Here is a 26,453-nt window from a genome sequence, read left to right on the forward strand (position 1 = left end):
CGAATTATGGATTTTAAAAAGGGAAGTTATTGGAAGCCTGTACTTCCTTTTGAAAGAAACGTAAGTTATATAAATGCTGCATTAACCATTGATGAAGAAGGCATGTTCAAAGGTAAAGTTAGTGAGATTCATTCAGGGTATAAGGCAGTTGAAAAAAGAAAAGAAGTAAGCAAATTGTCTGAAGGAGAATATTTTTCTAAAAAAGAAAATGTGCTTACGGATCTTGAGCTTAGTGATTATACTATGGAAAACCGTTTGGATTTGGAAGCACCTTTTAAGGAAAATTATAATATTACGTTTGAATCTGAATTAGTTGGAAATCAGATATACCTATATCCTTATTTTCTTCAAAAAAATTATGTTTCCAACCCTTTTACTTCTGAAACAAGGACGTATCCCATAGAATTGGGCCATTCAAGTCAGAATACCTATCTTCTTACTATCGATCTAAAGGATACATATGAAGTCGTAAACTTACCGAAAAACAGAAATTTGAAACTGCCTGAAAATGTAGGCTCATGTACTATCGTTTACAGTGAAAGTAATGGAAAAGTTAGCTTGAGGTTCAATTTAAAACTCAATGAATATAGTTTTAATCCAGAATCCTACGGAAGCCTTAAAGATTTCTTCTCCAAGGTTATTGAATACCAAACCAAAGACCCTATTGTTATAGAAAAGATTTAATTTTTCCCATCCACATAGTCTTGCAGATATACATAACGCTCTGTTAAAACCCCTTGATGTGTAGTCATTCTGGCACGTTCCAAAACCCCATCCTTGTCATTGTTAAAAAAGGCGGGTATCACCTGTTCTAAGAACATATCTCCAAAGCCTTCACTGGCATCCTTAGGTAATTCGCAAGGTAAATTATCCACTGCCATGACAGTGATCGCGCCGGGTGCATTGAAAGCCGTTTCAGTTTCGGTATTTGGGTCATAACCATAAAACGGGGCTGCAATGGTCGATGCACGAAGTGTACTCGCCACCGGACCATCCACATCACAGGATATATCTGCCACAAGGTTAATATTGAAATCGGGATGCCGGGCATCTTCTCTTGTAAACAAGAAAGGTGCGCCACTACCATAAAAGTGACCGGCAATAAATACATCACTTACTTTGGCATACGGCATAAAATTACTTTCATAACCGGAAGGGTCTTTATAGAATTCATACTTATCTCCTGCTTTTCCATCTTTACGACGGTTGTATTCCATCACATCAATAAGGCAATACACAGGTTCTGAAAAAGAAGATGTAAGGTATACTGCATCCGTAACTTCTTTGATCTTTAGATGATCCAAAATCTCCTTAGCTCCCAGAGCTACTTTTCCGGTACCGGATAAGATAATTCGCAATTGTTCCGGGAGGGTGATCTTGTCCAATTCTGCTTTTACCGCATCGAGGTCAGCCAGAGTTTCTACTTTAGGCAATTCGAACAGGCCGTCTCTTAATCCTAGGGCCCGAAATCCGTTATAGGCTCCTACCAATCCTGCATAGCGACCAAAACCTATTAATCTGCGGCCATTCTTATTTACAATGGTTTCATGGTCATAGAGTTCAATTTTTTTATCGAGAATGGCTTTTAATAGTTTTCGGTTATAGGGTTGTTCTTTTATGGTATGACTGAAGAAAAAATACTTTTTACCGGGTATCAACGCATCTATCGGTACTTCTTTTACTCCTAACATGACCGTGGCTTCCGAAACATCTTCTTTTACCTCAATACCTGCTTCGCTATAGGCTTCATCGGGGAAAATACGAATATCTGACGCTTCTGCTATGATCTTCGCTTTCGGAAATGTCTCCCTGACTTCCTGACATTTTTGGGGTGAAAAAACGACACGGCGATCAGGTGGATTTTTACGTTCTTTGATGATTGCGAAGGTGACAGCCATTTGGAATAGTTTTTGTTATTTTTAACTGGCGGCAAAGATAGTGTTTTTAGTGTATCTTTGCATTCCATTTCGGGTAGGGATTGAGGCAATTTACCATGTAAAGGCGAAAGCCCGGTCGCATTGTTTTGCAAGGCGAACCCGCCAAATGATCTTTGAAAATATTAGGGGCCGACTGGTTTTGACAGCGGGTCTAATGATAATGTAAGCATGCCGAGCGCTGGAATACAGCTCGTAAATCTCATATTTCACACTTTTTAAACGGCGAGAATAACTACGCCCTAGCTGCATAATCCGAATTATAGTAGGATAATGCCTCGTTCGACAAGGTCGGAAAGCAGGAAGTCTCTCGATGGCCTTGGTTTACGGCAATCGATATAGAGACTTCGTAAAAGTAAACCTAGTTTGTGCAGGGCTTTGATGCACTTGCGAAGCTTAATTGAAGCTAAGCTGTGACTTGGTAGTTTTCGACCGGGAAGCAGACGAAAATCCAAATGAAAACTAAGCATGTAGAAAGCGTCATTGTTGCGCGTTTGGACGAGGGTTCGAATCCCTCCGGCTCCACGAAAAACCCTGTAATTACGTATAATTACAGGGTTTATTATTTTTTGCTTAATCAGTAAGCATTCATATATCAAAAAACAAGTAACTAAAGCATAGGTAAAATTACCTTATCTATTGCGTGCACTACACCGTTTGCGGCTTGTACATTGGTGACTATAATATTACTTACCCTGCCATTAAGATCAGTAATGGTTGCAGCACCAGCATCAATTACAATATCATCACCTAATGTAGATACCGTGCCAGAAACTAAATCTTCGGCTCTTACATTGGCACCTGCAATTACATGAGTATTAAGTGTTTCTGTTAGTGTAGCCCCAGCTATATCGCCTAATTCAGAAACTCCTAATTCGGCTAGCAAATCTCCAAAAGCAGCATTTGTGGGGGCAAAAACTGTAAAAGGAGCGGGGCTTGTTCCTTGTGGTGTTGATAATACTGATACATAATCAGGTTGATCATCTCTAGTTAACGCAGCTACTAAGGTCTCAAAAGTAGGATCTGCTGTTGCAAAGGTAACTACGGTTGGCAATCCAATAACTGCATCGACAATATGTACTACACCATTTGCAGCTTCAACATTTGCTGTTGCAACGCTAGATACGCCATTAAGTCTTACTCCACTATCAGTATTAATATACAAACTTAGGTTGCTTGAAGTATCTGCATAGGTTGCAAGAGTTGTAGTATAAGATGTAGATAAATCTGTTGATAAAAACGTCCCTGTTAAGGCGTGATTTAAAATCACTTGAGTTAAAACAGCAACAGGTACATCGGTTAAATTAGCTCCAGCTAAGAAAGTATCAAAAGCAGCATTTGTAGGGGCAAAAACTGTGAAGTCTCCATTTCGGTCATTCAATACAGTATCAAGCCCTGTAATTTGCAATGCTTGTGCTAGTGAAGATAAATCTGCGGTCATCATTGCCAAATTACTTATAGTAGGATTAACAATATCAATGGCTTCTTGCGGTAACAAGACCTTATCTATAGCATGTATAACACCATTTCCTGTTTGTACATTTGTTGCAATTATATTTGAAGCCATTCCAGAAGCATCAATAATTTGAGCTCCACTTGTTAAGCTAATTGTAATGTCTTCGCCTTGAAACGTTGTTGCAGTTTGACCATCGCTTAGATTTTCTTCCCTTACATTAGCATCAATAATAACGTGATAGTTTAAAATAATCTGCAATACATTGGTTGGCACTTCACTAAGTGAATTAAAACCAAGTGAAGTTAGTAAGTTTGTAAAAGCAGTATTTGTAGGAGCAAAAACTGTAAATGGTGAATTTGCAGACCCGGAAAGTAACGCTACATAATCTATGCTCGAATCACTCGCAGCTCCAAGAGCATCTACTAATACAGAAAAGTCTGAATTTGCAGTAGCTTGAGTAACTATATTTGGTGTGCCAATAACAGTGTTTACTGCGTGAATAATACCATTTGATGCTGAAATATCTGCTGTTGTTACATCTGAAACACCATTAATAGTAACACCGCTAGCAGTATTTATAAATAAGCTTAGGTTATTTGAAGTAGTTCCAAAAGTAGCTAACGAATTTATATATCCTGTTGTTAAATCTTGAGAAGCATTAACGCCACTTACAACGTGGTTAAGTAATACATTTGTTAATACACTTACAGGAACATCATCTAAACTTGCAAAACCGTTTGCCTCTAGAAAAGTACTAAAAGCAGCATTGTTTGGTGCAAAAACAGTAAACTCTGCTGTTCCATTTAAGGTTTCGGTAAGCCCAGCAACATCAAGAGCAGCACGAAGGGATGAATAATCATCATTATTTGCTACAAATTCAGCTATAGTAACATCGCCTTGTGGTGCTGAGTTGTCATCATCATCACTACAAGAAACTACCGTTAAAACAGAAAATAGTAGTAGGGTAATTTTAAATAAATTTCTCATAATATATTTTATTGGGTTAACATTCAGCTATGGAACAACTGAAACCTTTTTTTTCCTAAAAACTATTTTTGTTTTAGTATAATCTTAACAATTAAAGCAACGAAAAATATCCATAAAGAATAGTTATCGATTTCAATTAATGAATAAAGAAGGAAATTGCTTACCATTAACTCTTTTTATTGAGTTGTCATTCCTACGAAGGCAAGAATCTATTTTCAGAAGAAAAAAAAGAAAAATTGTTTACTCACAAAAATTAAAATGTTCTAAAATTGTTCCTTTTAACGTTGTATTACTTTCAACAGTAATAAAAACATCAGTGCTTGTTACAAGCTGTATTGGGTAATTAATAGATGCTAAGGTATTGGTTTCAAAATCTGTAATGGTTTCAAAAGTGTTTTGGTCGTGGTCTAAACGCACAGTTTCAAAATCACTTGAAGCACTGTTATAAACAGCAACCGTAATGGGGTATATAAAATCTACACAAACAATACGGTCATTAAAAAGTGTGCCATTTTCACAGTTTTCAATTAAAGTATTAAAATCTTCGGTAGAAGTAACCTGCGCTTCCACATAATTGGCAAAGGACACCGTAATTGGAAACACAAGTGTAATCACATCATCTGTTGTAATTGGCAATAAATCGTTTACTGTATTAATTTGAAAAACTTCACTATTTAAAATAACCTGATAAGGAAAATTAATACTAAAGCAGCTGGATTTATCAATTACATCATCAAACCTTCCGTCGTGAGCAGAAACCGAACTCACTAAGTCAAGCAACTCTTTATCTTCTAAAAAAGAAGCTTCCGGAGGAGTTTGTATAATAGTTAGCTCTTCTTTTTGACAACTAAACACCAAAAAAATAAATATAAAAACGATGCTAAACTTTTTCATAATAGTATTTCTATAAAATATAACAACTTAAGATTCAAAGTTCCTACTCAAAAATAAATATATTTACACAAAAAAGAAATGCATAAGTCTTTAAATAAATATATTTACACAAAAAAGAAATGCCCAAATCTTTAAATAAAAATGTTTGTGAAGAACACATTTTCACAAAATTATATGAACGTTTTTCAAAAGATCTTCACGATTTTATATATTACAAATTTGGCGCACAATATAATCCAGAAGATAAGGTACAAGAGACATTTATAAAATTGTGGAACAAATGTAAAGATGTACCTCCAGAAAAGGCGAAGAGTTTTTTGTTTACCATAATTAACAATGAAACTTTAAATGCTATTAAACACCAAAAAATAGTTTTAAACTATCAAAAAAAACCTATAAAAGAACACACAAATGTTACTCCAGAATTTATTTTTGAAGAAAAGCAATACTTAGAACGCTACCAAAAAGCCTTAGCAAAATTACCCGAAAAACAGCGCGTTGCTTTTTTACTAAATAGAGCCGAAGGCAAACGACATAAGGAAATTGCAGAGCTTTTAAACATTTCGAGAAAAGCAGTAGAAAAACGTATTTATACTGCTGTAAAAACGCTTACAGACCAATTAACTGAAACAAATAATAACTAGGGTAGGAATTTTAACCTATGAGTTGTTATATATATGGCACATATGAAAAAGAAAGAATTAATTGAAAAATGGTTGGACCACAATCTAACCGAAAAGGAACTAGAGGCGTTTAAACAATTAGACGCCTTTGGGTCTTTGGATAAAATTTCAGAAACTGCTAAGCTTTTTAAAGCCCCTGCTTTTGACACCAAAGGTGGTTATAAAAATTTAAAAACAACACTAGATAAAACACCACAAAAAGCAAAGGTAAAACCACTTTGGATTCGTTATGCTTCCATTGCGGCAATAGTTGCTATTTGTTTTACAACGTATTTTACAGTTTTTAACTTAAATACGGTGAGTTATGTTGCTGAAAATTCTGAAAAAATAGAATTTTTACTTCCCGACACTTCAGAAGTTGTTTTAAATGCTGGGTCAACAATTAAATTTGAAGAAAATAATTGGAAGGACAAACGCTCTCTTTCGCTTGAAGGTGAAGCCTATTTTAAAGTTGAAAAAGGAAATACTTTTTCCGTTAATACAACTCAAGGAACTGTTACGGTTTTAGGTACTCAGTTTAATGTAAAAGACCGCCCAGATTATTTTGAAGTTACTTGTTTTGAAGGTTTGATTTCCGTAGCCTATAAAAACATTTCGCAAAACCTAGTTCCAGGTGCTACTTTTAAAGTGTATAAAGGCAAAGTACAAGAAATTACTACAAATTCAGAAAAACCAGATTGGATTTTAAACAAAACACTTTTTAAAAGTATTGCAATTCTTGAAGTTATTTCGGAAATTGAGCGCCAATATAATGTCACAATTACTACTGAAGGTTTTGACGTAAACACCTTATTTACAGGAAGTATTACACATAATGACCTTACAACTGCAATTAACTCGGTTGCAATTCCGTTAGGATTAATCGCAACAATAAATAAAAAAAATGTAACACTCAAAAAATAGATTTGTGAAGAACATAAAGAGACTATTCTATTTTCTTTTTACCGTTTGCTACATACTTCCTAATTTTTCACAAAATAGTTCCGGAAGAACCCAATTAACAACTGTTTTTAATACTATTGAAAAAAAACACAGCGTTATTTTTTCTTATAAAGACGCCATTTTACAAAATCATTTTTTAGATAAAAAACTACCAAATTCTTTAGAAGAAACACTCAGCTTTCTTGAAAAAGAAACTTTATTTAATTACCGGAAACTACCCGATAATAGCATAGCCGTAAAACAAAAAGATAACCTAAATGCTATGTGCCTTGTCATTATTGATGAATTTACAAACCAACCAATAACAAATGTTGTTGTAACAACAAAGCATCAAACTTTTTTAAGTACTAATCAAGGAATTGTAACTATACTATCTTCAAAAAGACAACAAGAAGTTACTATAAATAAAACCAATTACGAATCTAAAACTGTTACCGTTTCAGTAGAAAATTCAGGTAATTGTATCAAAATTCTATTACTTCAAAAAATTGAAATTTTAGAAACTGTATTGTTAACCAACTACTTAACACGTGGAATAAAAAAAGAAAATAATGGTGCAATTACTATAAATTATAAAAAGTTTGATATACTTCCAGGCTTAATTGAACCCGATGTGTTACAAACTTTACAAGCACTTCCAGGAGTTCAAAGCGTTAACGAAACTGTTTCGTTTTTAAACATACGAGGCGGCACCAACGACCAAAATTTAATTCTTTGGGATGGTATAAAAATGTATCAAAGTGGTCATTTTTTTGGGCTTATTTCAGCTTTTAATCCATTACTTACACAAAAATCTACACTTATTAAAAACGGAAGCAGCGCGCATTATGGCGATGGGGTTTCAGGAATTATAGTAATGGAAAGCAATCAAGAAAGGAAAGATAGTATTTACGGAAGTGCTGGATTCAACTTAATAAATGCAGATGTTTATTCAGGATTTCCTGTTGGTAAAAAAGCAACTGTAGAAATATCAGGTAGAAAATCCTTAAATAACCTTGTTGAAACACCTACATATTCAAAATATTTTGATAAAATTTTTCAAAACTCTGAAGTTATAACCACCAGTGATCTGCAATCTACATCCAACAACGATTTTGCTTTTTTCGACACTAGTTTTAAATTAGGTTATCAAGTTTCAGAAAAAGACCAACTACGAGTTAATTTTTTATTGATATATAATAATCTTGACTTTTTGGAAAATGCAACGATAGATAATGTCGATTTTTCTAGAAAAAGTAGGTTGTCTCAAAATAATATTTCGGGAGGAATTTTTCACAAAAGAAAATGGAATGGTGCAATAACTACTGAAACACAATTGTATGGTTCCAATTACAAGCTAGAAGCAATTAATGCTGATATTCTTAACAATCAGGCATTATTACAGCGTAATGAAGTTTTAGAAAATGGTTTTAAAACTGTTACCAGAGTTAAATTTCATGAAGCTATTGAAACAACGATCGGCTATCAATATAACGAAACTGGTATTACCAATTTTGAGCAAATTAACAACCCTTTTTTCGAAATTACCGATACGCAGGTATTGCGCACAAATAGCTTTTTTTCTGAAATAAATTGGCAATCAAAAAATAATAAAACTACTGCTTCGGCTGGTACACGAGTTAATCATATTTCAAAATTTAATAACGTTTTAATAGAACCTCGTTTACGTTTTAGTCATAATTTTTTAGAAGATTTTTCATTTCAGCTTTTGGGCGAATTAAAAAGTCAAACTACATCGCAAATTGTAGATTTTCAGAGTGATTTTTTAGGTGTAGAAAACAGAAAATGGGTTGTATCTAATCCTTCTCAGGATATTCCCATAATTAAAGGGAAGCAGATTTCAGTAGGATTTACCTATTCAAAAAAAGGGCTGCTTGTAAACGTAGAACCTTTTTTAAAACATATAGATGGTATTACATCGCAAAGTCAAGGCTTTCAGAATCAATTTGAAACACTTAGAATTACTGGAAGTTACTTTGTAAGAGGTGTAGAGGTACTGTTTAACAAGCGCTTTAAGACTGTAAATACCTGGCTGAGCTATACGTATGCAAAAAATACTTACAATTTTGAAGAAGTATCGCCAAGTATTTTTCATAACAATTTAGACATTCGGCACAGTTTAACGTATGGGATAAACTATAGTTGGAACAATTTTAAATTTTCTGGTGGTCTAAATTGGCATAGTGGAAAGCCTACAACTTTATTGGTTTCAGGAAACGAAATTGTAAATGAAGAACTCAATTTTGAAACTGCAAATACAGACAATCTTAATGACTATTTTCGCGTTGATATTTCGGCAATTTATGATTTCAATCTTTCCAAAAAAGTAAAAGCTAGAGTTGGGTTTTCAATTTGGAATGTTTTAGACAGAACTAATACGTATAATCATTTTTTCAGGATAAATCATTCCAATAATATTGAAGAAATTAATGAAATTGCACTTAGGTTTACGCCTAACTTTACTTTTAGGGTTTCATTTTAAAAAACTTTAAAATTTGAATAAATTGATTATTAGCCTTTCTGTACCCATCTTTCTCTAATAAATACAAGGCCTTTAAATTTGAAAAATATTTAAAATCTGGTTCAGGTAGAGCATTTATGTACAAAAGGTTTTTATAATTATAGCTGAATTAAAGGTTTTTTTCGTTCCGTCTTCTGGCTTCGAAAGCCAATCCGCCAGCTGGCACCTTCACTAAGAATATCTATAGGATATTTTTATACACTTGGTTCTCTCCGGCTCCACTAAAAACCCTTAGATTTGTAAGTGTATATATAATGGGGGTATATACACCAGTAAGTATACCACTACGTTACCCAACATTAAAAGAAACATCGTAAATGCCAACAAAACAAGCACCAATTTCAAGCGAAATATTAGAAAATATCTGTAGAGTAATTGCAAATACAGATACTGGATTGACAGGAACCGAAATAGGACGAATTTTGGCAGAATCTATGATTCAAGATACTGACCCAACTCTTACAAAGTGGAAAAGACTATTTAATGCATTTGCTAACTACCAAAATAAAAATAGATGTTCTAACAATATCCTGACTTTTCTATCAAGAGCAATGAAACCAGTTAGATATATAGACAATCCAGAGGTTTTTAAACACAGACTTGTGGAATTAAATAAAAGACTGTGCTTTGTAGGTTTAGAATTAACCGAAAAAGCACAATATCGAAAAATCCCTGTTTCATCGACTATTACAAATCCTTTAGAAGAATCAAAATCAAAAAATGATTATGATATTGCGATTTCATTTGCTGGAGAAAACCGAGCAATAGCAGAGGAAATTGCCGAAAAATTGACTTCAAACGGGATTAAAGTGTTTTATGACTTATACGAGAAAGCAACTTTATGGGGAAAAGACCTTTATGAACATCTAAATGATGTTTATAAAAACAAAGCTACTTTTTGTCTTATGATTATCTCAAATGACTACAAAGAAAAGCAATGGACTAATCACGAAAGAAAAGCTGCTCAAGCGAGAGCATTTAGTCAAAATAAGGAATATATTTTGCCACTTAAGTTGGATGACACAGAAATCCCAGGATTGAACGAAACAATCGGTTATGTCGATTTTCGGAATTCTGATGCGGACGAAATAATTGGATTATTAAAGAATAAATTGAAAGAATAACGTTGAGTAACACCGTATATAATTTATTGCTAGTTCCAGACTACTTACGAAAATCCTCGCGGATTTTCTATTCGGTTTGTATTAGCTAAATTAGGTGTTTAAAACACGCAACTAACCATAAACGAACACGTTGGTAATAAGTTGAAATGAATGACATTATTAATTTTTTAAGAGATAATTCTTCTTGGCTAAAAGACATTTCAACAATTGCCTTTACTGCTACAGGAACTTTGGTTGCAATTTTGAGTTATAAGAGAGCGAAGTCATCAATTTTTCAACCAAAAAGAAATGAAGTTGCTAAAATACAGACTCAGGTATTGACTGAATTTTTGACATTATTTACTACAGATGGTAATTCTATTGATAGAGCAATTGACTATAATAATATTTATAGATATAATGTAGATATAGCTCTTCGAGATTATAATTTGGCTGACATTAATAAGATTTCTAATAAATACTCTGAATACCAGCAAAATATAGCAGGTTGGTTTGAGTTTTTAGAAAATGATATATATAATTTCATTTTAGTAGAAGGTAATATTGATGAATATGACAACTTGATTTTTGAGCCGAATAATAGGCAAAGACAAAAATTATATGAGAAAAGCGCAAAAAAGGGTATTGTTGAAATTCACCGAATTTTCTACACTAAAAAGTATGTTGAATTTCATAAAAAACTTCGTGATTTAAGTAATAACCCATTTCTTCCAAAGGATATTCAAGATGTAGCAAATCAAATTGGCAAGAATATGACTGTGAATTTACATCATACTTTAAAAGTTTTACTTACTAAATTAGTAACCGATATTACTAAAGCATATTTGGATAAAGAATCAGACGATTATGAAATTTTTTCAGAGAAGTTTAAATATCAGGACTTATGGAGAGTATTTGAAACTGAAAGAAAGCAACACGATAAAGATTATGAATTGTTAAAAAAACGAATTCGAGAACATTTATTAATTGACAAAGAATAAATAAAACCAGTTGCCAACAATGACTATAAGTAATTGCTTGTTCTCACCTACTTCTGAAATCCTGCGGATTCTAAGCCGTACAAATCATATATAAACACGTTATAAGCAATAAAGTGAAAGCCTTGATAGAAACAGAAAGATTATTGTTAAGGAAAATTACTCTGGATGACAAAGAGAAAATATTTAGGTTACATTCTGATCCGGAGGTACAAAAGTATACGGGGGAACCTGTGGTTGAATCTATAGAAGAAATAGAAGAGGCAATACGGACAAGAATTAACGACTATGAGAAGTATGGATACGGAAGATGGGCTACTATTCTAAAGAATGGGATGAAATTTGTAGGTTGGGCTGGTTTAGCGTATCTACCAGAATTTGATGAAATTGACCTTGGTTATAGATTCTTGCCAGAATTTTGGGGGTCAGGTTTAGCAACAGAAGCATCTCATGCAATTTTAACTTACGGGTTTGATAAACTCGAATTAAGAAAAATAATTGCGATTGCAATGAAAGAAAATAAAGCATCGATCAGAGTGATGGAAAAAATTGGGATGGAATTCGAAAAATTTGCGCCCTATGAACCTGGGAGTGAAGATGCTGTCTGGTATTGGTGTGACCAAAAGCTTATAACAAAAAATAAACGCCATTAAAACGAGCGTTTATTCAAATCGTCAGGCGCAAGATGAAAACCTGAATAATAGAAAAAAATTGGCAAAGTTTTTTATCAATACAAATTTTCAAAATGTACTCTAAATAACCGTCAATTTCATACTCGGTTAGTAATTTACCAGTATTATTATTAACCCCTGCTACCACTAGCTTGCAGCTAGTGTCATTCTATTTTTATCCCAAAAAACCAATAGTATCAATCTCCATTGGCGGGTTTTTATCACTAATATTTCTTGCACTACTCCATTTCCATTCTACACAACAAATAAATGTTCTAGTTATAATTTAGGCCACCAGATAAGAGCCTTGCGGGAGCAAGAGGTTGTTTCGATATGTAGTTTTATACAGACCAAATTAATCTTCTCTGTAATTTTTTAAAATAAAAAACAGCGATACTTTTATCGCCGTTCTTTATCAATTCTTATTTAATTAATTTTTAATTAATTTACTTATATGAAAAGCACCTTCTTCATTTTCTAATCTTATAAAATAAACTCCACTTTTTAAATTTTCAATATTATGAGTATAAGTTGAGTCTTTTATTTTTGAACTATAAACTAATCTTCCTTGAAAATCTATGACCTTTATTATTGAATTAGAAATATCCTTTAGAGATTTAATGCTAATTAATCCACTTGATGGGTTTGGATATAGAATAATATCTGTATTGTCTAATTTATATACATTTTCTTCACTATCCTTTTTTAAAGGGCTAACATTAATTATTTCCCATTCTTGATTTAAATCTACAATATCTTTTGGAGAGGTAATAGTATATTCCCCGGTTGTATTATAATATTGCTCGTCTGAATTTTGTAAATATGCTCTAGTATAGGCATTGTTTATCCTATAATTCCCTAGTGCATTTTTATTAATTTTCCATTCCTGTTCTGTATGTAGAGGAATTAAAGGAGATGTTATGGTGTACCTAGCTTGACAATCATTTACGAACTGTCCATCACTATTAGTGAGATAATAATTATTATCTACATTTTGAAAAGTATAATGACCAGTCCCTGGTATTCTAATAACTTTCCAAAGTTGAGAATCTGAATTAGTAATTGGTTTAGTTATTACATATCTTTTTTGCGTATCGTTATCAAATATTCTAGTGGAGCTTTGCAGGTATTTCCCAGTAATTTTATTCTTTATTTTATAAGAATTTCCATCTTGTAAGCTTGTAGAATAGTTGTTTGCCTCTTGAAAAGTAATATTATATGCATAATTATTAGTACTAAAGTTATAATCAGATAAATTATTTATGATTGTCCCATTTACTTTAAAGTCTTGAAAGTGAACACCATCTACATAACGTTCACAATTAAGACCTTTAATGATTGAGGTCTCCTCACCATATCCTTTATATGTTAAATTCTCAAACCTAATATCTTTCACTTTATCTCCATCTGTTGTCGCCGCACCATATTCCCCTGGCTCAACTTTTACTGTTAATAATCTTCCATCTGTAAAATCTTCAACTCTTACATTTTCAAATTTAAAATCTACACATCTATTTTTATCACCACAATTTATTGAGATTGCACCTTGAAATTCTGTTAATGGTTCGTCATGTTCCAATATATCAATGTCTTCAAAACGTAAAAAATAAATTGCATTACCATCTACTTCATTACCACCACTACCAGGGTATCCACCTATTTCACCATCTATCCCCTGATTTCCATGCCATCCAATTTCAATTGGATGTGCTACGTCTGCATATAATGCCATATTTGATACTGAAATATTTGAAGCATCTTTATTTTGCCAATCCCAATCTCTAACCCTAGAAGCGTATATAGCAATACAGTCATCAGAAGTACGGATATAACAGTCATTTATAGTAACATCGCTTGTCCCAACCATATTAATCCCATCTCCCCATAATACTCTAGAGAAAGTTTTTAAGTTGTTAATAGTAATAGTATCATTTTCTACTAATTCTACACAAAATATTTGAGGATCATTAATAATAAGCCCATCAACTGTAACATTTGTTGAACGTCTTATTGTAATTCCATGTAAATATTCATAAGGAGGATTCCACGTTGTAGAATGAACATATTGTTTTCTGAAATCAATTAAATCTATAATACCTCTGCCAATTATAGTTACATTTTCTTTATCTACAACAGAAATTCTTCCCTTTATAACAGCTCCAGGTTCAAAATAGATAATTTCATTATCCGTTGCAATATATTCGTCATTAGGAAAGGTATATGTTACACCTGCATAAAAAGTTTTCAAAGTTTCGTCTCGACCTGGCGTAGGGGGTCCATTATTCATGTCATTTGCAAAAATTTGAAGATTTTTATATCTATCTCCGTTAATTTCAAAAGATAGTTTTGAAGGTTCTGTTATTTTAAATGTAACCACATTATTCCCTATTTGATTATGCTGAATTTGTAAATTTTGAGGTCGAATACGAACACTATCAATATTTACGTTATTGTTTCTAGTTATTTCTAATTCAACTTCTCCACTAAAATCAAAAGTAACAAACGACGATTCTTCATAAACTGATTTGTCTTGAGTCTTATTTACAAAAGTTTTGTATTCATATAAGTCTTGCCAAGCACCAGATGGGTACTGCCTAACCCTTACTGTAAAATTATCATTATGTCTGTTAATTTGTGGGGCTTTTAAATTATCAATAGGTGGCTCTGGATATATATTTAACTGAGATTGAGCAAATACGGATATAATACTTGCAAAGAAAAATAATAATAAAGATATTTTTTTCATAATAATTGTTTTTTAAATATTAATACTTTTTGCTTAGATTAAGCAATTGCGGTGGTCCGGAAGGTTCTTGTGATTGAGAGAGTAGACTTGATATATTACAAATAAAAAGAAGGACTGAAAAAAAGAAGAAGGTTTTTCATAGATAAGAGGGTTTAAAATGTACAACAAAACAATACCAATAATAGCCAAGGCATATCACTTTAACATCATCAATATGCTATTTTAATTCAACGGGGAGATGTTCAAAGTTATCTATTTTTTCTCAAAAAAATATGACAAAAGTCATAAAAACACCTAAAGTGGGACAAAAAGGAAAATTTATTATCTAAATATTTGATTTCTAATTGTTTACAAACGTTTTTAATTATTTCTCCAGAGCCTTTTTTCAGATTTCAAACACTTTGGATATCTCGCCTGAGAAACGAAAATCAAAACACAAAATTATTCTGGAAATGGTTTTGGTAAAAGAGCGCGTCGAGACACTTACCGGTTATACCTTCCATAGGCCTGGGAGAAGAAAGAAGGTTCTGTTTACGGGAGAAGCAAAGCCTGAAAGAACACAGTTTACCTGCGGATGCTGCTTACAAAGGGGCAAGGATCAATCTTACGTTTAGAAAATACGGTTTCCATTGATCTTAAAAAGGACAAATGCGTCCAGTTTTTTACATAAAAAATGACCTAAAAGTCATTTTTTATGCTTTTTTCTTCGTTTCCGGGTTTTAACAATCCCAGTAATAGGGTTACTAACATGATCCCGTAGAGTACAAGGACCACCGGTTTGGACAATGGATTCAGTAAATAATGAATTCCTAAAGCTGCTACCGTAGTAGCCAGCACAATAACTCTGAAGGTATAGAAAATCAACTGTGACATCGTTTATATATTTAAGCACTTAAAGCATCTGTTCGTATTTCCTGCCCTACATGGTTGTAATGGAACAAGAGTGTCTTATAGAATCGTGATGGGTTCTTTCCGTTTTCCAGGCAACCTTTCAGAGTCTCTTCCAGATGAGTGTATGCAATGGTAATGGCAATTGCATCGTTCATATCATACAACTTATTCTTCGAGCACTTTGTTGTTTTCGAGGTCCATAAAGAAATGACCTGCTTTTCATAATCTATCGCCACATCCACCGAATTGAAGAAAAATTTTAAAAGTGCCTTATGAAAAGCATAGTATTCTTCTTGTACCAATATGGTATCTGCACAACTTCTGCTAATGAGCTTGCGCATTTCTTCCTGAACAATTTGGTCCTGATCTTTCATAGCAAGTTATTTATATATATAGAATCGAAATAACTTGTCAAAAATTACGCGATTGCATAAATTTTAGCATGAAATTAACCTATCGGGAACGATCTGTTAAAATATTAAGAAATGTCAAGTGTGTTATTATTTTTCAACCACATAGCCGTCAGCTTCCCAGACAGAGAAACCTCCTTCCAGATCATAGACACGGGGAACACCCATTTCTATTAAGACTTGCGTGGCGCGGCCACTTCGAGAGCCTTTTTGACAGTATACATACACCGCCTTGTTCAGGTCCAATTCAGCTATTTTCTCTTTGAATGAAGCGTCGTTGATATCAATATTTATAGATCGTCTTATATGGCCTGCATTGTACTCTTCGGGAGTACGCACATCCACCAATTGCATGCCTGCGATTCGGTCCAATGATTTATCTAATTGTTCCTGATTGATCAGTAATATCTTCAAGTCCTCACTTGAAGCTTTGGTCCTGGTGTCATCCATTGCTTCTACTTCCTGATTTTCCTGAACTTCTTTAGATTCCTTACATGCCTGGAAGGAAACCAATAATGCTAAAACTAAAATAGATAGATACTTTTTCATTGTAAAAAAAATTAAATGGTTGTTTCTCCGTTCCAGTCGTTAAAACCTCCCAGCAAATTATAGGTCTTTTCAAATCCCAAAGACCTAAGGATCGCACAGGCCTGTCCACTTCTTCCACCAGAACGACAGTATACATAATAACTTTTGGAAGTATCCATTTGTTGTGCTTCTGCCATAAAAGCAGCTGCATTGTAAATATCGAGGTGCTTCATATTGGGAATATGCCCTTCTTCCACTTCTATTTCCGTACGTACATCTAAAATGACAGCGTTATCGTCCTTAGCGAGTTGTTCTCTCCATTGAGACTGAGATAGGTCCATGCTTTAAAATTTTTCGTAAAAATAACAATTCAGTTGAATTGAACCATAAAAAACCAAAACACTTTTTTTGGCCCTTATCTGTTTACAAAAAAATTATTGTTTTACCGAACAACCTATCGCTTTGGTCTCTTTTACTGAAACTTCTTTTCCCGCCAATAGCTCATTGACCGCATTGGCCAGGAAGCGTTCTTTTACAGCAGCTCCGTTCCTTACATTATCATCTATGGCTCCAATATATTTTACTATTTTCTTTCCATCCTCTTTCTGAAGCAAATACACATGAGGCGTCTTCTTTGCACCGTACAGAGCATACACGGTCTGACTTTCATCATACAGGTACGGAAAGGTAAATCCTTTGTCCTTTGCCTTTTTCTGCATTAACTCAAACGTATCGTCCGGCTGAACAGCAGGATTGTTAGGGTTGATGGCAATAACAGGATAGCCTTTTGGTTTAAATTCTTTGTCCAAAGCAATCATACGGTCTTCACTGGCAACCGCATACGGACAGGTATTACAGGTAAAGATCACAATAAAGCCCAAAGCTTCAGGGTAATCATCATAGGAGACCATGGTCTTGTCAACATTCAGTAAATTGATGTTAGTGGCTTCATCACCAATGGTATAACCGGCAACAGCATTTTCTTCATTCGTGATCGTAAAACTACTGAATACCGCTACGCCTATTAAGGCAAGGAACAATACAATGCTAATTGATCTTTTTTTCATAGTAACTAAAATTTATAAAACGGTTTTTAATTCTTCTTCCAATTCTTCATAGGTAAAGGAGCGTTCGTAAAAACGTCTTGTGGCACTATTATATATTATAGTAGCAGGAATGGCACCACTCCACTCTTTGGATACTTTCGGAATCCAGCTATTAGCATCTGCATCGTCCAGCAGGACCACTTCTGAGTGGATCTTATTTTTTTCAATAAAAGGGATCACCTGGGATTCCAGCTTTTCCGGAAAATCAAGGCTCACCAATAACACCTTTACCTTATCTTTTGCATATTCCGAACCTATCTTTTCAAAATACGGCATCTCCTTGATACAAGGTTTACACCAGGTCGCCCAGAAATTGACCACGTAGGTAGAATCATTATCTTTTGAAAGCAATGGCTGCAATCCGTCAAAATTCAGAGAAGGAACTTTGTGGGCCGATGCTTCTCCGGTGACATCCTTTTTTTCTGCTTCCAAAGCAGTAGCCTCTTCCGGAACAGGTTCGGCATTCTTATAATCCTTATAGGGACATGCTGTTAAGAGCAGCATCAAAAATATAAGTGCAATCCATTTCATTTTCTAAAAATATCCATTTATATGAAAAACAGAAACTATTTAACAAATCATTTGTAGTTAAAAAAAATTTTGACCTCCTATAGATTAAAATTCTGTTAAAGTACTTTTCGTAATAAAAATTTATCTTACATTTGTATATACAAATATTGTAATGAAAACAGTACCTATAGACGACGCTATCAAGTCCATCCACAAGATGGCCATCAGCACCAAAACTGTGATCAACATCATGTATACCTCCCGTATCGTGGAAGAAGCCATTGCCGTTGTATTAAAGCCTTATGGTTTAACAATGCAACAGTACAACGTGTTGCGGATCCTAAGGGGCCAGAAAGGAAGTCCGGCCAACCTTTCCACATTGCAGGAGCGAATGATCGATCGCAGCAGCAATACGACCCGCCTGGTAGACAAACTCATTAAGAAAGGATGGGTAAAAAGACAGGTTTGTGAACAAAACCGCAGAAAAGTGGAAATGTTCATTACTGAAAGAGGCCTTGCTATTTTGAAAGAACTGGACCCTGTTACCGAACTAAATAATGAGAAGGTCCTGAAAAATCTTTCCGAAGCGCAGCTGGAAGAATTAAATAATCTATTGGACACATTAAGAACATTTTAAATTTTAATCATCATTTAAACTAAATTTTTAAGCTATGAAAACAATTATCAAATCAGTATTAATACTAACTGTTGCAGTAACTACTATGGCATTTACTACACCTATAAAGAAAAAAATTGATATTAAGGAAAGCACCATCGAGTGGAAAGGAAAGAAAATTCTAGGTTCTCATACGGGAACTATCGACCTTAAAGAAGGGTATCTCGAAATGGACAACGACCAATTGGTTGGTGGTAAGTTCGTGGTAGACATGACCAGTCTGAAAAATAAAGACCTGGAAGGTGAATACAAAGGAAAGCTGGAAGGCCATTTAAAGAGTGATGACTTCTTTGGTGTTGCAGAACACCCCACCGCATCCTTAGTGATCACAGGCGCCACTAAAGATGGAAATATCTATACCGTCACCGGGGATATGACCATAAAAGGGACCACAAACCCAATTACCTTTGAACTTATCATGGGGGAGACCGCAGCCAGAACCAGCCTTAAAATAGACCGTACCAAATATGGAGTACGCTACGGAAGCGGAAGTTTCTTTGACAGTTTGGGAGACAATACCATTTCAAACAAATTCGAATTGGATGTTACTTTAAAATTTTAAGCAACATTCTCTTGTTGTTTTAAATTTCATTTCTATATTTGAAAACGAAATTGTGAACACAATAAAAATAAATACATGGTGGTGGAATAACTTACGTCAAAAGTCGTGAGCTAAGCACTACCGTATATAACATTATACAAAGGCTTGTCAATCACGACAAGCCTTTTTTTATTTTATGAAATACGAATTAAGAACATATTCAAAAAAACTCCTTGCCGATACTATCACTCCGGTGTCCGTATATTTACGCTTGCGTGACAAATACCCAAACAGTCTTTTACTTGAGAGTAGTGATTATCATGCCAACGACAATAGCTTCAGTTATATTTGCTGCAACCCTATCGCATCCATTAAAATTGAAAACGAGCAAATAACACAGCAGTTTCCGGATGGAGAGACCCTTGTTTCCAAGATTACTTCGGAAACTTCAGTGCCTTCGGTTTTGGAAACATTTGCTTCATCTTTTACTTCGGAAACAAATTCATTCAAATTCATCAATAATGGTCTCTTTGGTTATATGGCCTATGATGCGGTACGCTATTTTGAAGATATTTCGGTTTCAAAAAAAGAGAATAACCTGCAAATGCCGGACTGCTATTATGCGGTGTATCAGAACATCATAGCTATCAATCATTTTAATAACGAAGCCTATCTTTTTGCACACTGTTTCAATGCTAAAAATAATATTCCTCAAATAGAGCAACTGCTCAGGTCAAAGAACTTTGCCGAATATTCTTTTCAGCGTCAGGGCAGCCTTGAAACAAATCTGGAAGACGATGATTTTAAAAACCTCGTTAGAAAATGCAAAGAGCACTGTGCCAGGGGAGATGTTTTTCAGATCGTACCCAGCAAACGCTTTACACAAGGGTTTACCGGTGACGAATTTAATGTATACCGTGCCTTAAGAAGCGTAAATCCTTCCCCCTACCTTTTCTATTTTGACTACGGGAAGTTTAAGATCTTTGGCAGCTCACCCGAAGCACAGTTGGTCATAAAGGATGACCGGGCCGAGATCCACCCTATCGCCGGAACTTTTAAGCGTACTGGAAATGATGAAAAAGATGCGGAACTGGCAAAACAACTTTCCGTAGATGAAAAAGAGAATAGCGAGCACGTCATGTTGGTCGATCTGGCCCGTAATGACCTAAGTCGCCACGGGTCCGATGTTACTGTTGAAACCTATCGGGAAGTACAATTCTTTTCGCATGTGATCCACCTGGTAAGCAAAGTAACCGCCAAAAAAGACCCTGAAACTTCAACCTTGCAAATAGTTGCGGATACCTTTCCGGCAGGAACCTTAAGCGGTGCTCCAAAACATAAGGCCATGCAACTCTTGGAAAAGTACGAGAACAGAAGCCGGGAGTTTTACGGTGGTGCCATTGGCTTCATGGATTTTAAAGGTAATTTTAACCATGCGATCATTATTCGCTCGTTTGTGAGCAAAGACCATCATTTGTATTATCAGGCTGGTGCCGGTATTGTTTCGGGGAGTGATGAAGAAAAAGAATTACAGGAAGTGTATAACAAATTAGGTGCTTTGACAAAAGCGCTGGAACTTGCAGAAAATATATAAGTATGAAGGTTTTGGTAATTGACAACTATGACAGTTTTGTGTACAATCTGGTACATTATCTGGAGGAACTGAATTGTGAAGTGACCGTAAAACGTAACGACCGGTTTTTGCTGGATGAAGTTTCAGGTTACGATAAGATCTTACTGTCCCCAGGCCCGGGGATTCCGGACGAAGCCGGATTGTTGAAGGCTCTTATAAAGCAATATGCTGCTTCAAAAAGTATATTAGGCGTTTGCCTGGGACAACAGGCAATGGGCGAGGTCTTTGGAGGAAAGTTGGAAAATTTAAGCGAAGTATTTCACGGGGTGGCAACCAAGGCAACTCTTGTCGTAGACGACGAGCCTCTTTTTAAAGGCCTGGAAAACGAAATCGAAATAGGCAGGTATCATTCCTGGGTAGTTTCCCGGGAAGATTTTCCGGAAAGCCTGGAGGTAACTTCAGTAGATGAGAACGGACAGATCATGTCGCTGAGACATAGGGTATTCGATATTCGCGGTGTTCAATTTCATCCCGAAAGTGTACTTACACCCAACGGAAAACAAATCATTAAAAACTGGATAGAAAGCTAAATGAAACAGGTCTTAAACAGGTTGATCAACCATGAACAGCTTACAAAAGAAGAAGCAAGAAGTGTTTTGGTATCTATTTCGGAAGGGAAATTCAATCAAAGCCAGATCGCAGCATTTCTTACAGTTTATATGATGCGGAGTGTTGCATTGGAAGAACTGGAAGGGTTTCGTGATGCACTGCTCGACCTTTGTTTAGCAGTAGCTATAGACGATTACAATACCATAGATCTATGCGGAACTGGTGGTGACGGTAAAAATACATTCAATATTTCCACACTGGCCTCTTTTGTAACTGCCGGTGCCGGAGTACAGGTTACCAAACACGGAAACTATGGGGTTTCATCTATAAGTGGTAGTAGCAATGTGATGGAATATTTAGGGATTAAATTTAGTAATAATGCAGATTTTTTAAAGCGTTGTCTGGATGAAGCAGGTATTTGTGTTTTACACGCGCCTCTCTTCCATCCAGCCATGAAAAATGTGGCTCCTATTAGAAGGGAATTAGGAGTAAAGACATTCTTTAATATGTTAGGACCCATGGTGAATCCTGCATTTCCAAAGAACCAGTTGGTAGGTGTTTTCGATTTGGAACTAGCCAGAATGTACGGCTACCTTTATCAAAAAAACAATAAAAACTATACGGTGCTCCATGCTATGGACGGTTATGATGAGATCTCACTAACGGGCCCTGTAAAAATGATATCAAATACTTTGGAAACCGTATTACACCCTAAGGATTTTGGAGTAGCTCAAATTAAACCGTCTGATATCTACGGAGGCGAGACTGTAAAAGATTCGGCTGAAATATTTATGAACATTTTAAATGGAAAAGGCAAAGAGGCACAAAATAATGTGGTATGCGCCAATGCCGGAGCGGCAATTTCAGTAGTAGAGAATTGCAGTATCGATGAAGGTTTTCATAAAGCCAGAACGGCATTAGAATCCGGTAAAGCACTAAAGTCATTAAAAAAGTTACAAGCATTAAGTCAATAGAAGAATGACGATACTCGATACCATAATTGCTCATAAATATAAGGAAGTAGCTGCTAAAAAGGCTGTATTTCCAATCTCAGCTCTGGAACGGTCCCGGCATTTTTCAAGAGAAACAATTCCAATGGCTACCAGCCTTAGAAACTCTGGAACAGGTATCATTGCAGAACACAAAAGGCGTTCTCCAAGTAAATCGGTCATCAACGAAAAAGTATTGATACAAGACGTGGCAAAAGGCTATGAGGATGCAGGTGTCAGTGCCATGTCGGTTTTAACGGATACTCATTTTTTTGGAGGTTCGCTGGATGACTTGTTAGTGGTACGTTCGGTTACCAGCCTTCCATTGCTTCGGAAAGAATTTATAATAGATCCTTATCAGATATACGAAGCCAAAGCCTATGGTGCTGATGCCATTTTATTGATAGCGGCCTGTCTTTCAAAAAAGGAACTGAAAGAATTTTCCACCCTTGCAAAAAGTATGGATCTGGATGTTTTGTTGGAAGTTCATAACAAGGAAGAACTGGAAAGGTCGTTGCTGCCAACCGTAGATATGTTAGGAGTAAATAACCGGAATTTAAAAACATTTGGTGTTTCCCTTGAAACTAGTAAAACACTTTCGGCTTATATACCCAAAGATTTTGTGAAAGTTTCTGAAAGTAGTATAAGCAGTACTGAAGCTATTACCGAGTTAAAGTCTTATGGTTACGAGGGCTTTCTGATTGGTGAGAACTTTATGAAAACTACAAATCCGGGGGAAAGTGCAAAAACGTTTATTCAGAAATTGAAATGAAAAATATAAAACTAAAGGTATGCGGTATGAAACACAATACTGCTGAAGTGGCATCGCTTCGGCCGGATTACCTGGGGTTTATATTTTATAACGGCTCTCCTCGCTTTTTTGAGCATGAGATTCCGGTGCTGCCTTCCGGAATTAAAAAAACAGGGGTCTTTGTAGATGCATCTTTAGAAGATATTTCAGAAAAAATAAGGCAATACAATTTAGATGTTATTCAATTGCATGGAGAAGAGTCTGCTTCTTTTTGTGCAAAACTGAAAGCTTCAGAAGCTATTGAACTTTGGAAAGTATTCAGCATCAAGGATACTTTCAATTTTGACATTCTTAAGACGTACGAAAAAGTAGTAGACAAATTTCTTTTTGATACGAAGGGTAAAGAAAAAGGCGGCAACGGATATACTTTTGATTGGGGTATCTTAAAAGACTATCCTTCAAAAAAACCATTTGTCTTAAGTGGTGGAATTGGATTAGAAGAAATTGATGCTTTAAAAGAAATATTTAAAACAGATCTACCTGTTCACGCTATTGACGTAAACAGCAAATTTGAAAAAGAGCCGGGGTCAAAAAACACAAATGATCTCCAAAAATTCATAGAAATACTGAATACTGAATACTGAACACTGAATACTGAACACTGAATACTGAACACTGAACACTGAACACTGAAACTATGAAGTACAATGTTGATGAAAAAGGATATTACGGGGAGTTTGGCGGAGCCTATATTCCGGAAATGTTATTTCCAAATGTAGAGGAGCTTCGGCTAAATTACCTTCAGGTTATGCAGGAAGCATCCTTTCAAAAGGAATTCAAGCAACTACTCAAAGATTATGTGGGGCGCCCTACTCCACTCTATTTTGCAAAACGATTTTCAGAAAGATACAACGCAAAGGTCTATTTAAAGCGTGAGGACCTTTGCCATACCGGGGCTCATAAAGTGAATAATACCATTGGGCAGATCTTAATGGCAAAACGTCTTAATAAGACTCGTATTATTGCTGAAACCGGAGCGGGACAACACGGTGTTGCAACTGCAACCGTATGCGCTTTAATGGGTCTGGAATGTATTGTATACATGGGTGAAATAGACATTGAACGACAGGCCCCCAATGTAGCAAGAATGAAAATGCTGGGAGCTAAAGTTATTCCTGCCACCAGCGGAAGTAAAACACTCAAAGACGCAACTAACGAAGCCATTCGTGATTGGATCAACAATCCTACACATACACATTATATTATTGGCAGTGTGGTAGGACCTCATCCCTACCCCGATATGGTCGCACGTTTTCAAAGTGTCATATCAAAAGAAATAAAACAACAGCTGGCAGAAAAGGAAAATCGTGAGAATCCGGATTATATAGTAGCCTGTGTAGGTGGCGGGAGTAACGCTGCCGGTGCTTATTATGAATACCTCGACAATCCGGAGGTGGGTATCATTGCTGTGGAAGCTGCCGGAAAAGGAATAGATAGTGGTGAAAGTGCTGCTACTTCGGTCTTAGGAAAAATGGGAATCATTCATGGAAGCAAAACCTTGTTGATGCAAACTACAGACGGGCAGATCACCGAACCTTATTCTATTTCGGCAGGGCTGGATTATCCGGGGGTTGGGCCTATGCATGCGCATTTATATTCGAGTGGCCGTGGTGAATTTATTTCCGTGACTGATAATGATGCTATGCAGGCCGGACTGGAACTCAGTAAATTGGAAGGTATCATTCCTGCCATTGAAACAAGCCATGCGCTTGCTATTTTTAAAAACCGGAGATTTAAAGAAAATGACCTCGTCGTGGTAAATTTAAGCGGACGTGGAGACAAGGACCTGAGTACATATATTGATTATTTTAATTTATAATGAACCGAATACAAGAGAAACTTTCAGAAAATAAAAAACTGCTTTCCATATATTTTACAGCAGGATATCCGGCGGTTAATGATACTGTCCCTATTGTACAGGAACTGGAAAAGAACGGTGTAGATATGGTAGAGATCGGGTTGCCTTTCAGTGACCCTCTGGCAGATGGCCCTACTATTCAGGCAAGCTCTACGCAAGCTTTAAAAAATGGGATGACCACCCGGTTGTTGTTCGAACAGTTAAAAGATATTCGGAAGACGGTTTCTATTCCTTTGATCCTAATGGGATACTTTAATCCTGTATTACAATATGGTGTGGAAGAATTTTGTGCAAAATGTAAAGAAATCGGAATCGATGGTATGATTCTTCCTGACCTACCTTTAGCAGAATACAAAGAACATTATAAAGCAATCTTTGAAAAATACGGCCTCGTAAATATATTCCTGATAACACCACAAACCTCCGAAGCCAGGATACGCCAGATAGACGAAGCTTCAAATGGATTCATCTATATGGTAAGCAGCGCAAGCACTACCGGTGCAAAACAAGGGTTTGGAAAAGTACAGCAGTCGTATTTTGGAAAAGTCGCTGCAATGCAACTTAAAAGTCCGCAAATTGTTGGTTTTGGTATTAGCAATGCCGAAACCTTTTCTGTAGCAACAAAAGATGCAAAGGGTGCTATTATTGGAAGTGCTTTTATAAAAATGCTTTCAGAGAAAGGAATTGGCGGTATTGAAAATTTTATCAGTTCTTTACGATAATTCGCTCTTCTTATTTAAGTCCGTAATATTTTATAACTTAGATGTATCATTTACAACTGTTTATCAAACAGTGTTCAAACATCAACTATCAATTAAATCATTTAACTGAAAAAGTATGGGAAAAGGAGACAAAAAAACCAGAAGAGGAAAAATTACAATGGGATCTTACGGAAGGCTTCGGCCCAGAAAAAAACCCGCTAAAGCAGCTCCGGTTGCCGTAAAAAAAACAGCTAAAAAGACTGCTAAAAAAACAGCTGCAAAAAAGAAAGCTTGATCTTTTTTTTTATAAAACCC

At 35.4% G+C, this 26,453-nt stretch carries 27 protein-coding genes and 1 other RNA gene; 18 read left to right on the forward strand and 10 right to left on the reverse strand.

Annotation, left to right across the window (positions count from 1 at the left end):
* The first annotated feature begins 6 nt into the window (after window positions 1–6).
* Complete coding sequence (locus ACY2RT_RS10365; protein ID WP_490155844.1) at window positions 7–684, forward strand: DUF3858 domain-containing protein; 678 nt, start codon at window positions 7–9, stop codon at window positions 682–684.
* Here ACY2RT_RS10365 and ACY2RT_RS10370 read toward each other — a convergent pair.
* Window positions 681–1,898 carry an NAD(P)-dependent oxidoreductase gene (locus tag ACY2RT_RS10370; protein WP_490155845.1) on the reverse strand — a complete coding sequence of 406 codons (1,218 nt, stop codon included), beginning with the start codon at window positions 1,896–1,898 and terminating at the stop codon, window positions 681–683. The genes ACY2RT_RS10365 and ACY2RT_RS10370 overlap by 4 nt on opposite strands.
* Before the next feature lie 164 nt (window positions 1,899–2,062).
* On the opposite strand from ACY2RT_RS10370, the gene ssrA reads away from it, so the two are divergent.
* Window positions 2,063–2,462, forward strand: a transfer-messenger RNA (tmRNA) gene (ssrA, locus tag ACY2RT_RS10375).
* 82 nt (window positions 2,463–2,544) lie between these two features.
* Here the strand turns inward: ssrA and ACY2RT_RS10380 are convergent.
* Entirely contained in the window at window positions 2,545–4,377 is a 1,833-nt protein-coding gene (locus ACY2RT_RS10380) for a fasciclin domain-containing protein (protein WP_490155846.1), read from the reverse strand.
* A gap of 240 nt (window positions 4,378–4,617) precedes the next feature.
* Complete coding sequence (locus ACY2RT_RS10385; RefSeq protein ID WP_490155847.1) at window positions 4,618–5,271, reverse strand: hypothetical protein; 654 nt, start codon at window positions 5,269–5,271, stop codon at window positions 4,618–4,620.
* Between the two features lie 119 nt (window positions 5,272–5,390).
* On the opposite strand from ACY2RT_RS10385, the gene ACY2RT_RS10390 reads away from it, so the two are divergent.
* From ACY2RT_RS10390 to ACY2RT_RS10415, 6 genes are all read left to right on the forward strand, one after another.
* Window positions 5,391–5,915 carry an RNA polymerase sigma factor gene (locus ACY2RT_RS10390; RefSeq protein WP_490155848.1) on the forward strand — a complete coding sequence of 175 codons (525 nt, stop codon included), beginning with the start codon at window positions 5,391–5,393 and terminating at the stop codon, window positions 5,913–5,915.
* Between the two features lie 42 nt (window positions 5,916–5,957).
* On the forward strand, window positions 5,958–6,857 hold the full coding sequence (locus ACY2RT_RS10395) for a FecR family protein (protein WP_490155849.1): 900 nt from the start codon (window positions 5,958–5,960) through the stop codon (window positions 6,855–6,857).
* 4 nt (window positions 6,858–6,861) lie between these two features.
* Window positions 6,862–9,378: a TonB-dependent receptor plug domain-containing protein gene (locus ACY2RT_RS10400; RefSeq protein WP_490155850.1), complete on the forward strand. Its 2,517-nt coding sequence runs from the start codon at window positions 6,862–6,864 to the stop codon at window positions 9,376–9,378.
* 356 nt (window positions 9,379–9,734) lie between these two features.
* Window positions 9,735–10,541 carry a toll/interleukin-1 receptor domain-containing protein gene (locus ACY2RT_RS10405; RefSeq protein ID WP_490155851.1) on the forward strand — a complete coding sequence of 269 codons (807 nt, stop codon included), beginning with the start codon at window positions 9,735–9,737 and terminating at the stop codon, window positions 10,539–10,541.
* Window positions 10,542–10,687: 146 nt separating this feature from the next.
* Window positions 10,688–11,521, forward strand: coding sequence for a hypothetical protein (locus tag ACY2RT_RS10410; protein WP_490155852.1), 834 nt, complete (start codon window positions 10,688–10,690; stop codon window positions 11,519–11,521).
* A gap of 113 nt (window positions 11,522–11,634) precedes the next feature.
* On the forward strand, window positions 11,635–12,171 hold the full coding sequence (locus ACY2RT_RS10415) for a GNAT family N-acetyltransferase (protein ID WP_490155853.1): 537 nt from the start codon (window positions 11,635–11,637) through the stop codon (window positions 12,169–12,171).
* A 448-nt stretch (window positions 12,172–12,619) separates the two neighbouring features.
* On the opposite strand, the gene ACY2RT_RS10420 is transcribed toward ACY2RT_RS10415, so the two are convergent.
* From ACY2RT_RS10420 to ACY2RT_RS10450, 7 genes are all read right to left on the reverse strand, one after another.
* Window positions 12,620–14,935 carry a T9SS type A sorting domain-containing protein gene (locus tag ACY2RT_RS10420; RefSeq protein ID WP_490155854.1) on the reverse strand — a complete coding sequence of 772 codons (2,316 nt, stop codon included), beginning with the start codon at window positions 14,933–14,935 and terminating at the stop codon, window positions 12,620–12,622.
* Between the two features lie 678 nt (window positions 14,936–15,613).
* Window positions 15,614–15,808, reverse strand: coding sequence for a hypothetical protein (locus tag ACY2RT_RS10425; RefSeq protein ID WP_490155855.1), 195 nt, complete (start codon window positions 15,806–15,808; stop codon window positions 15,614–15,616).
* Between the two features lie 11 nt (window positions 15,809–15,819).
* Window positions 15,820–16,200 (reverse strand): hypothetical protein, encoded by a 381-nt coding sequence (locus ACY2RT_RS10430; RefSeq protein ID WP_490155856.1) that lies wholly within the window; start codon window positions 16,198–16,200, stop codon window positions 15,820–15,822.
* Between the two features lie 126 nt (window positions 16,201–16,326).
* Window positions 16,327–16,785 carry a rhodanese-like domain-containing protein gene (locus tag ACY2RT_RS10435; RefSeq protein ID WP_490155857.1) on the reverse strand — a complete coding sequence of 153 codons (459 nt, stop codon included), beginning with the start codon at window positions 16,783–16,785 and terminating at the stop codon, window positions 16,327–16,329.
* 11 nt (window positions 16,786–16,796) lie between these two features.
* On the reverse strand, window positions 16,797–17,105 hold the full coding sequence (locus tag ACY2RT_RS10440; protein ID WP_490155858.1) for a rhodanese-like domain-containing protein: 309 nt from the start codon (window positions 17,103–17,105) through the stop codon (window positions 16,797–16,799).
* 93 nt (window positions 17,106–17,198) lie between these two features.
* Window positions 17,199–17,831, reverse strand: coding sequence for a thioredoxin family protein (locus ACY2RT_RS10445; RefSeq protein ID WP_490155859.1), 633 nt, complete (start codon window positions 17,829–17,831; stop codon window positions 17,199–17,201).
* Window positions 17,832–17,843: 12 nt separating this feature from the next.
* Complete coding sequence (locus tag ACY2RT_RS10450) at window positions 17,844–18,401, reverse strand: TlpA family protein disulfide reductase (protein WP_490155860.1); 558 nt, start codon at window positions 18,399–18,401, stop codon at window positions 17,844–17,846.
* Between the two features lie 151 nt (window positions 18,402–18,552).
* On the opposite strand from ACY2RT_RS10450, the gene ACY2RT_RS10455 reads away from it, so the two are divergent.
* The 10 genes from ACY2RT_RS10455 to ACY2RT_RS10500 all read left to right on the forward strand — a co-directional run bounded on the left by ACY2RT_RS10455 (window position 18,553) and on the right by ACY2RT_RS10500 (window position 26,433).
* Window positions 18,553–19,017: a MarR family winged helix-turn-helix transcriptional regulator gene (locus ACY2RT_RS10455; RefSeq protein WP_490155861.1), complete on the forward strand. Its 465-nt coding sequence runs from the start codon at window positions 18,553–18,555 to the stop codon at window positions 19,015–19,017.
* 34 nt (window positions 19,018–19,051) lie between these two features.
* Window positions 19,052–19,618: a YceI family protein gene (locus ACY2RT_RS10460; protein ID WP_490155862.1), complete on the forward strand. Its 567-nt coding sequence runs from the start codon at window positions 19,052–19,054 to the stop codon at window positions 19,616–19,618.
* Between the two features lie 175 nt (window positions 19,619–19,793).
* Window positions 19,794–21,191 (forward strand): anthranilate synthase component I family protein, encoded by a 1,398-nt coding sequence (locus ACY2RT_RS10465; protein WP_490155863.1) that lies wholly within the window; start codon window positions 19,794–19,796, stop codon window positions 21,189–21,191.
* 2 nt (window positions 21,192–21,193) lie between these two features.
* Window positions 21,194–21,760: an anthranilate synthase component II gene (locus tag ACY2RT_RS10470; protein ID WP_490155864.1), complete on the forward strand. Its 567-nt coding sequence runs from the start codon at window positions 21,194–21,196 to the stop codon at window positions 21,758–21,760.
* The gene (gene trpD / locus ACY2RT_RS10475; protein ID WP_490155865.1) at window positions 21,761–22,753 is read left to right on the forward strand and encodes an anthranilate phosphoribosyltransferase; all 993 of its coding nucleotides are present in this window, start codon (window positions 21,761–21,763) and stop codon (window positions 22,751–22,753) included. It begins immediately after the preceding gene.
* Window positions 22,754–22,757: 4 nt separating this feature from the next.
* Window positions 22,758–23,540: an indole-3-glycerol phosphate synthase TrpC gene (gene trpC, locus ACY2RT_RS10480; protein ID WP_490155866.1), complete on the forward strand. Its 783-nt coding sequence runs from the start codon at window positions 22,758–22,760 to the stop codon at window positions 23,538–23,540.
* 26 nt (window positions 23,541–23,566) lie between these two features.
* A complete protein-coding gene (locus ACY2RT_RS10485) occupies window positions 23,567–24,163 on the forward strand; it encodes a phosphoribosylanthranilate isomerase (protein ID WP_490155867.1) in 597 nt (198 codons plus the stop codon).
* A 53-nt stretch (window positions 24,164–24,216) separates the two neighbouring features.
* On the forward strand, window positions 24,217–25,398 hold the full coding sequence (gene trpB, locus ACY2RT_RS10490) for a tryptophan synthase subunit beta (RefSeq protein ID WP_490155868.1): 1,182 nt from the start codon (window positions 24,217–24,219) through the stop codon (window positions 25,396–25,398).
* Entirely contained in the window at window positions 25,398–26,159 is a 762-nt protein-coding gene (gene trpA / locus ACY2RT_RS10495) for a tryptophan synthase subunit alpha (RefSeq protein ID WP_490155869.1), read from the forward strand. Before trpB ends, trpA begins: the two co-directional genes overlap by 1 nt.
* Window positions 26,160–26,274: 115 nt before the next feature.
* On the forward strand, window positions 26,275–26,433 hold the full coding sequence (locus ACY2RT_RS10500) for a 30S ribosomal protein THX (protein ID WP_490155870.1): 159 nt from the start codon (window positions 26,275–26,277) through the stop codon (window positions 26,431–26,433).
* Window positions 26,434–26,453: the final 20 nt, after the last annotated feature.

The organism is Ulvibacter sp. 2210JD10-4 (assembly GCF_058148525.1).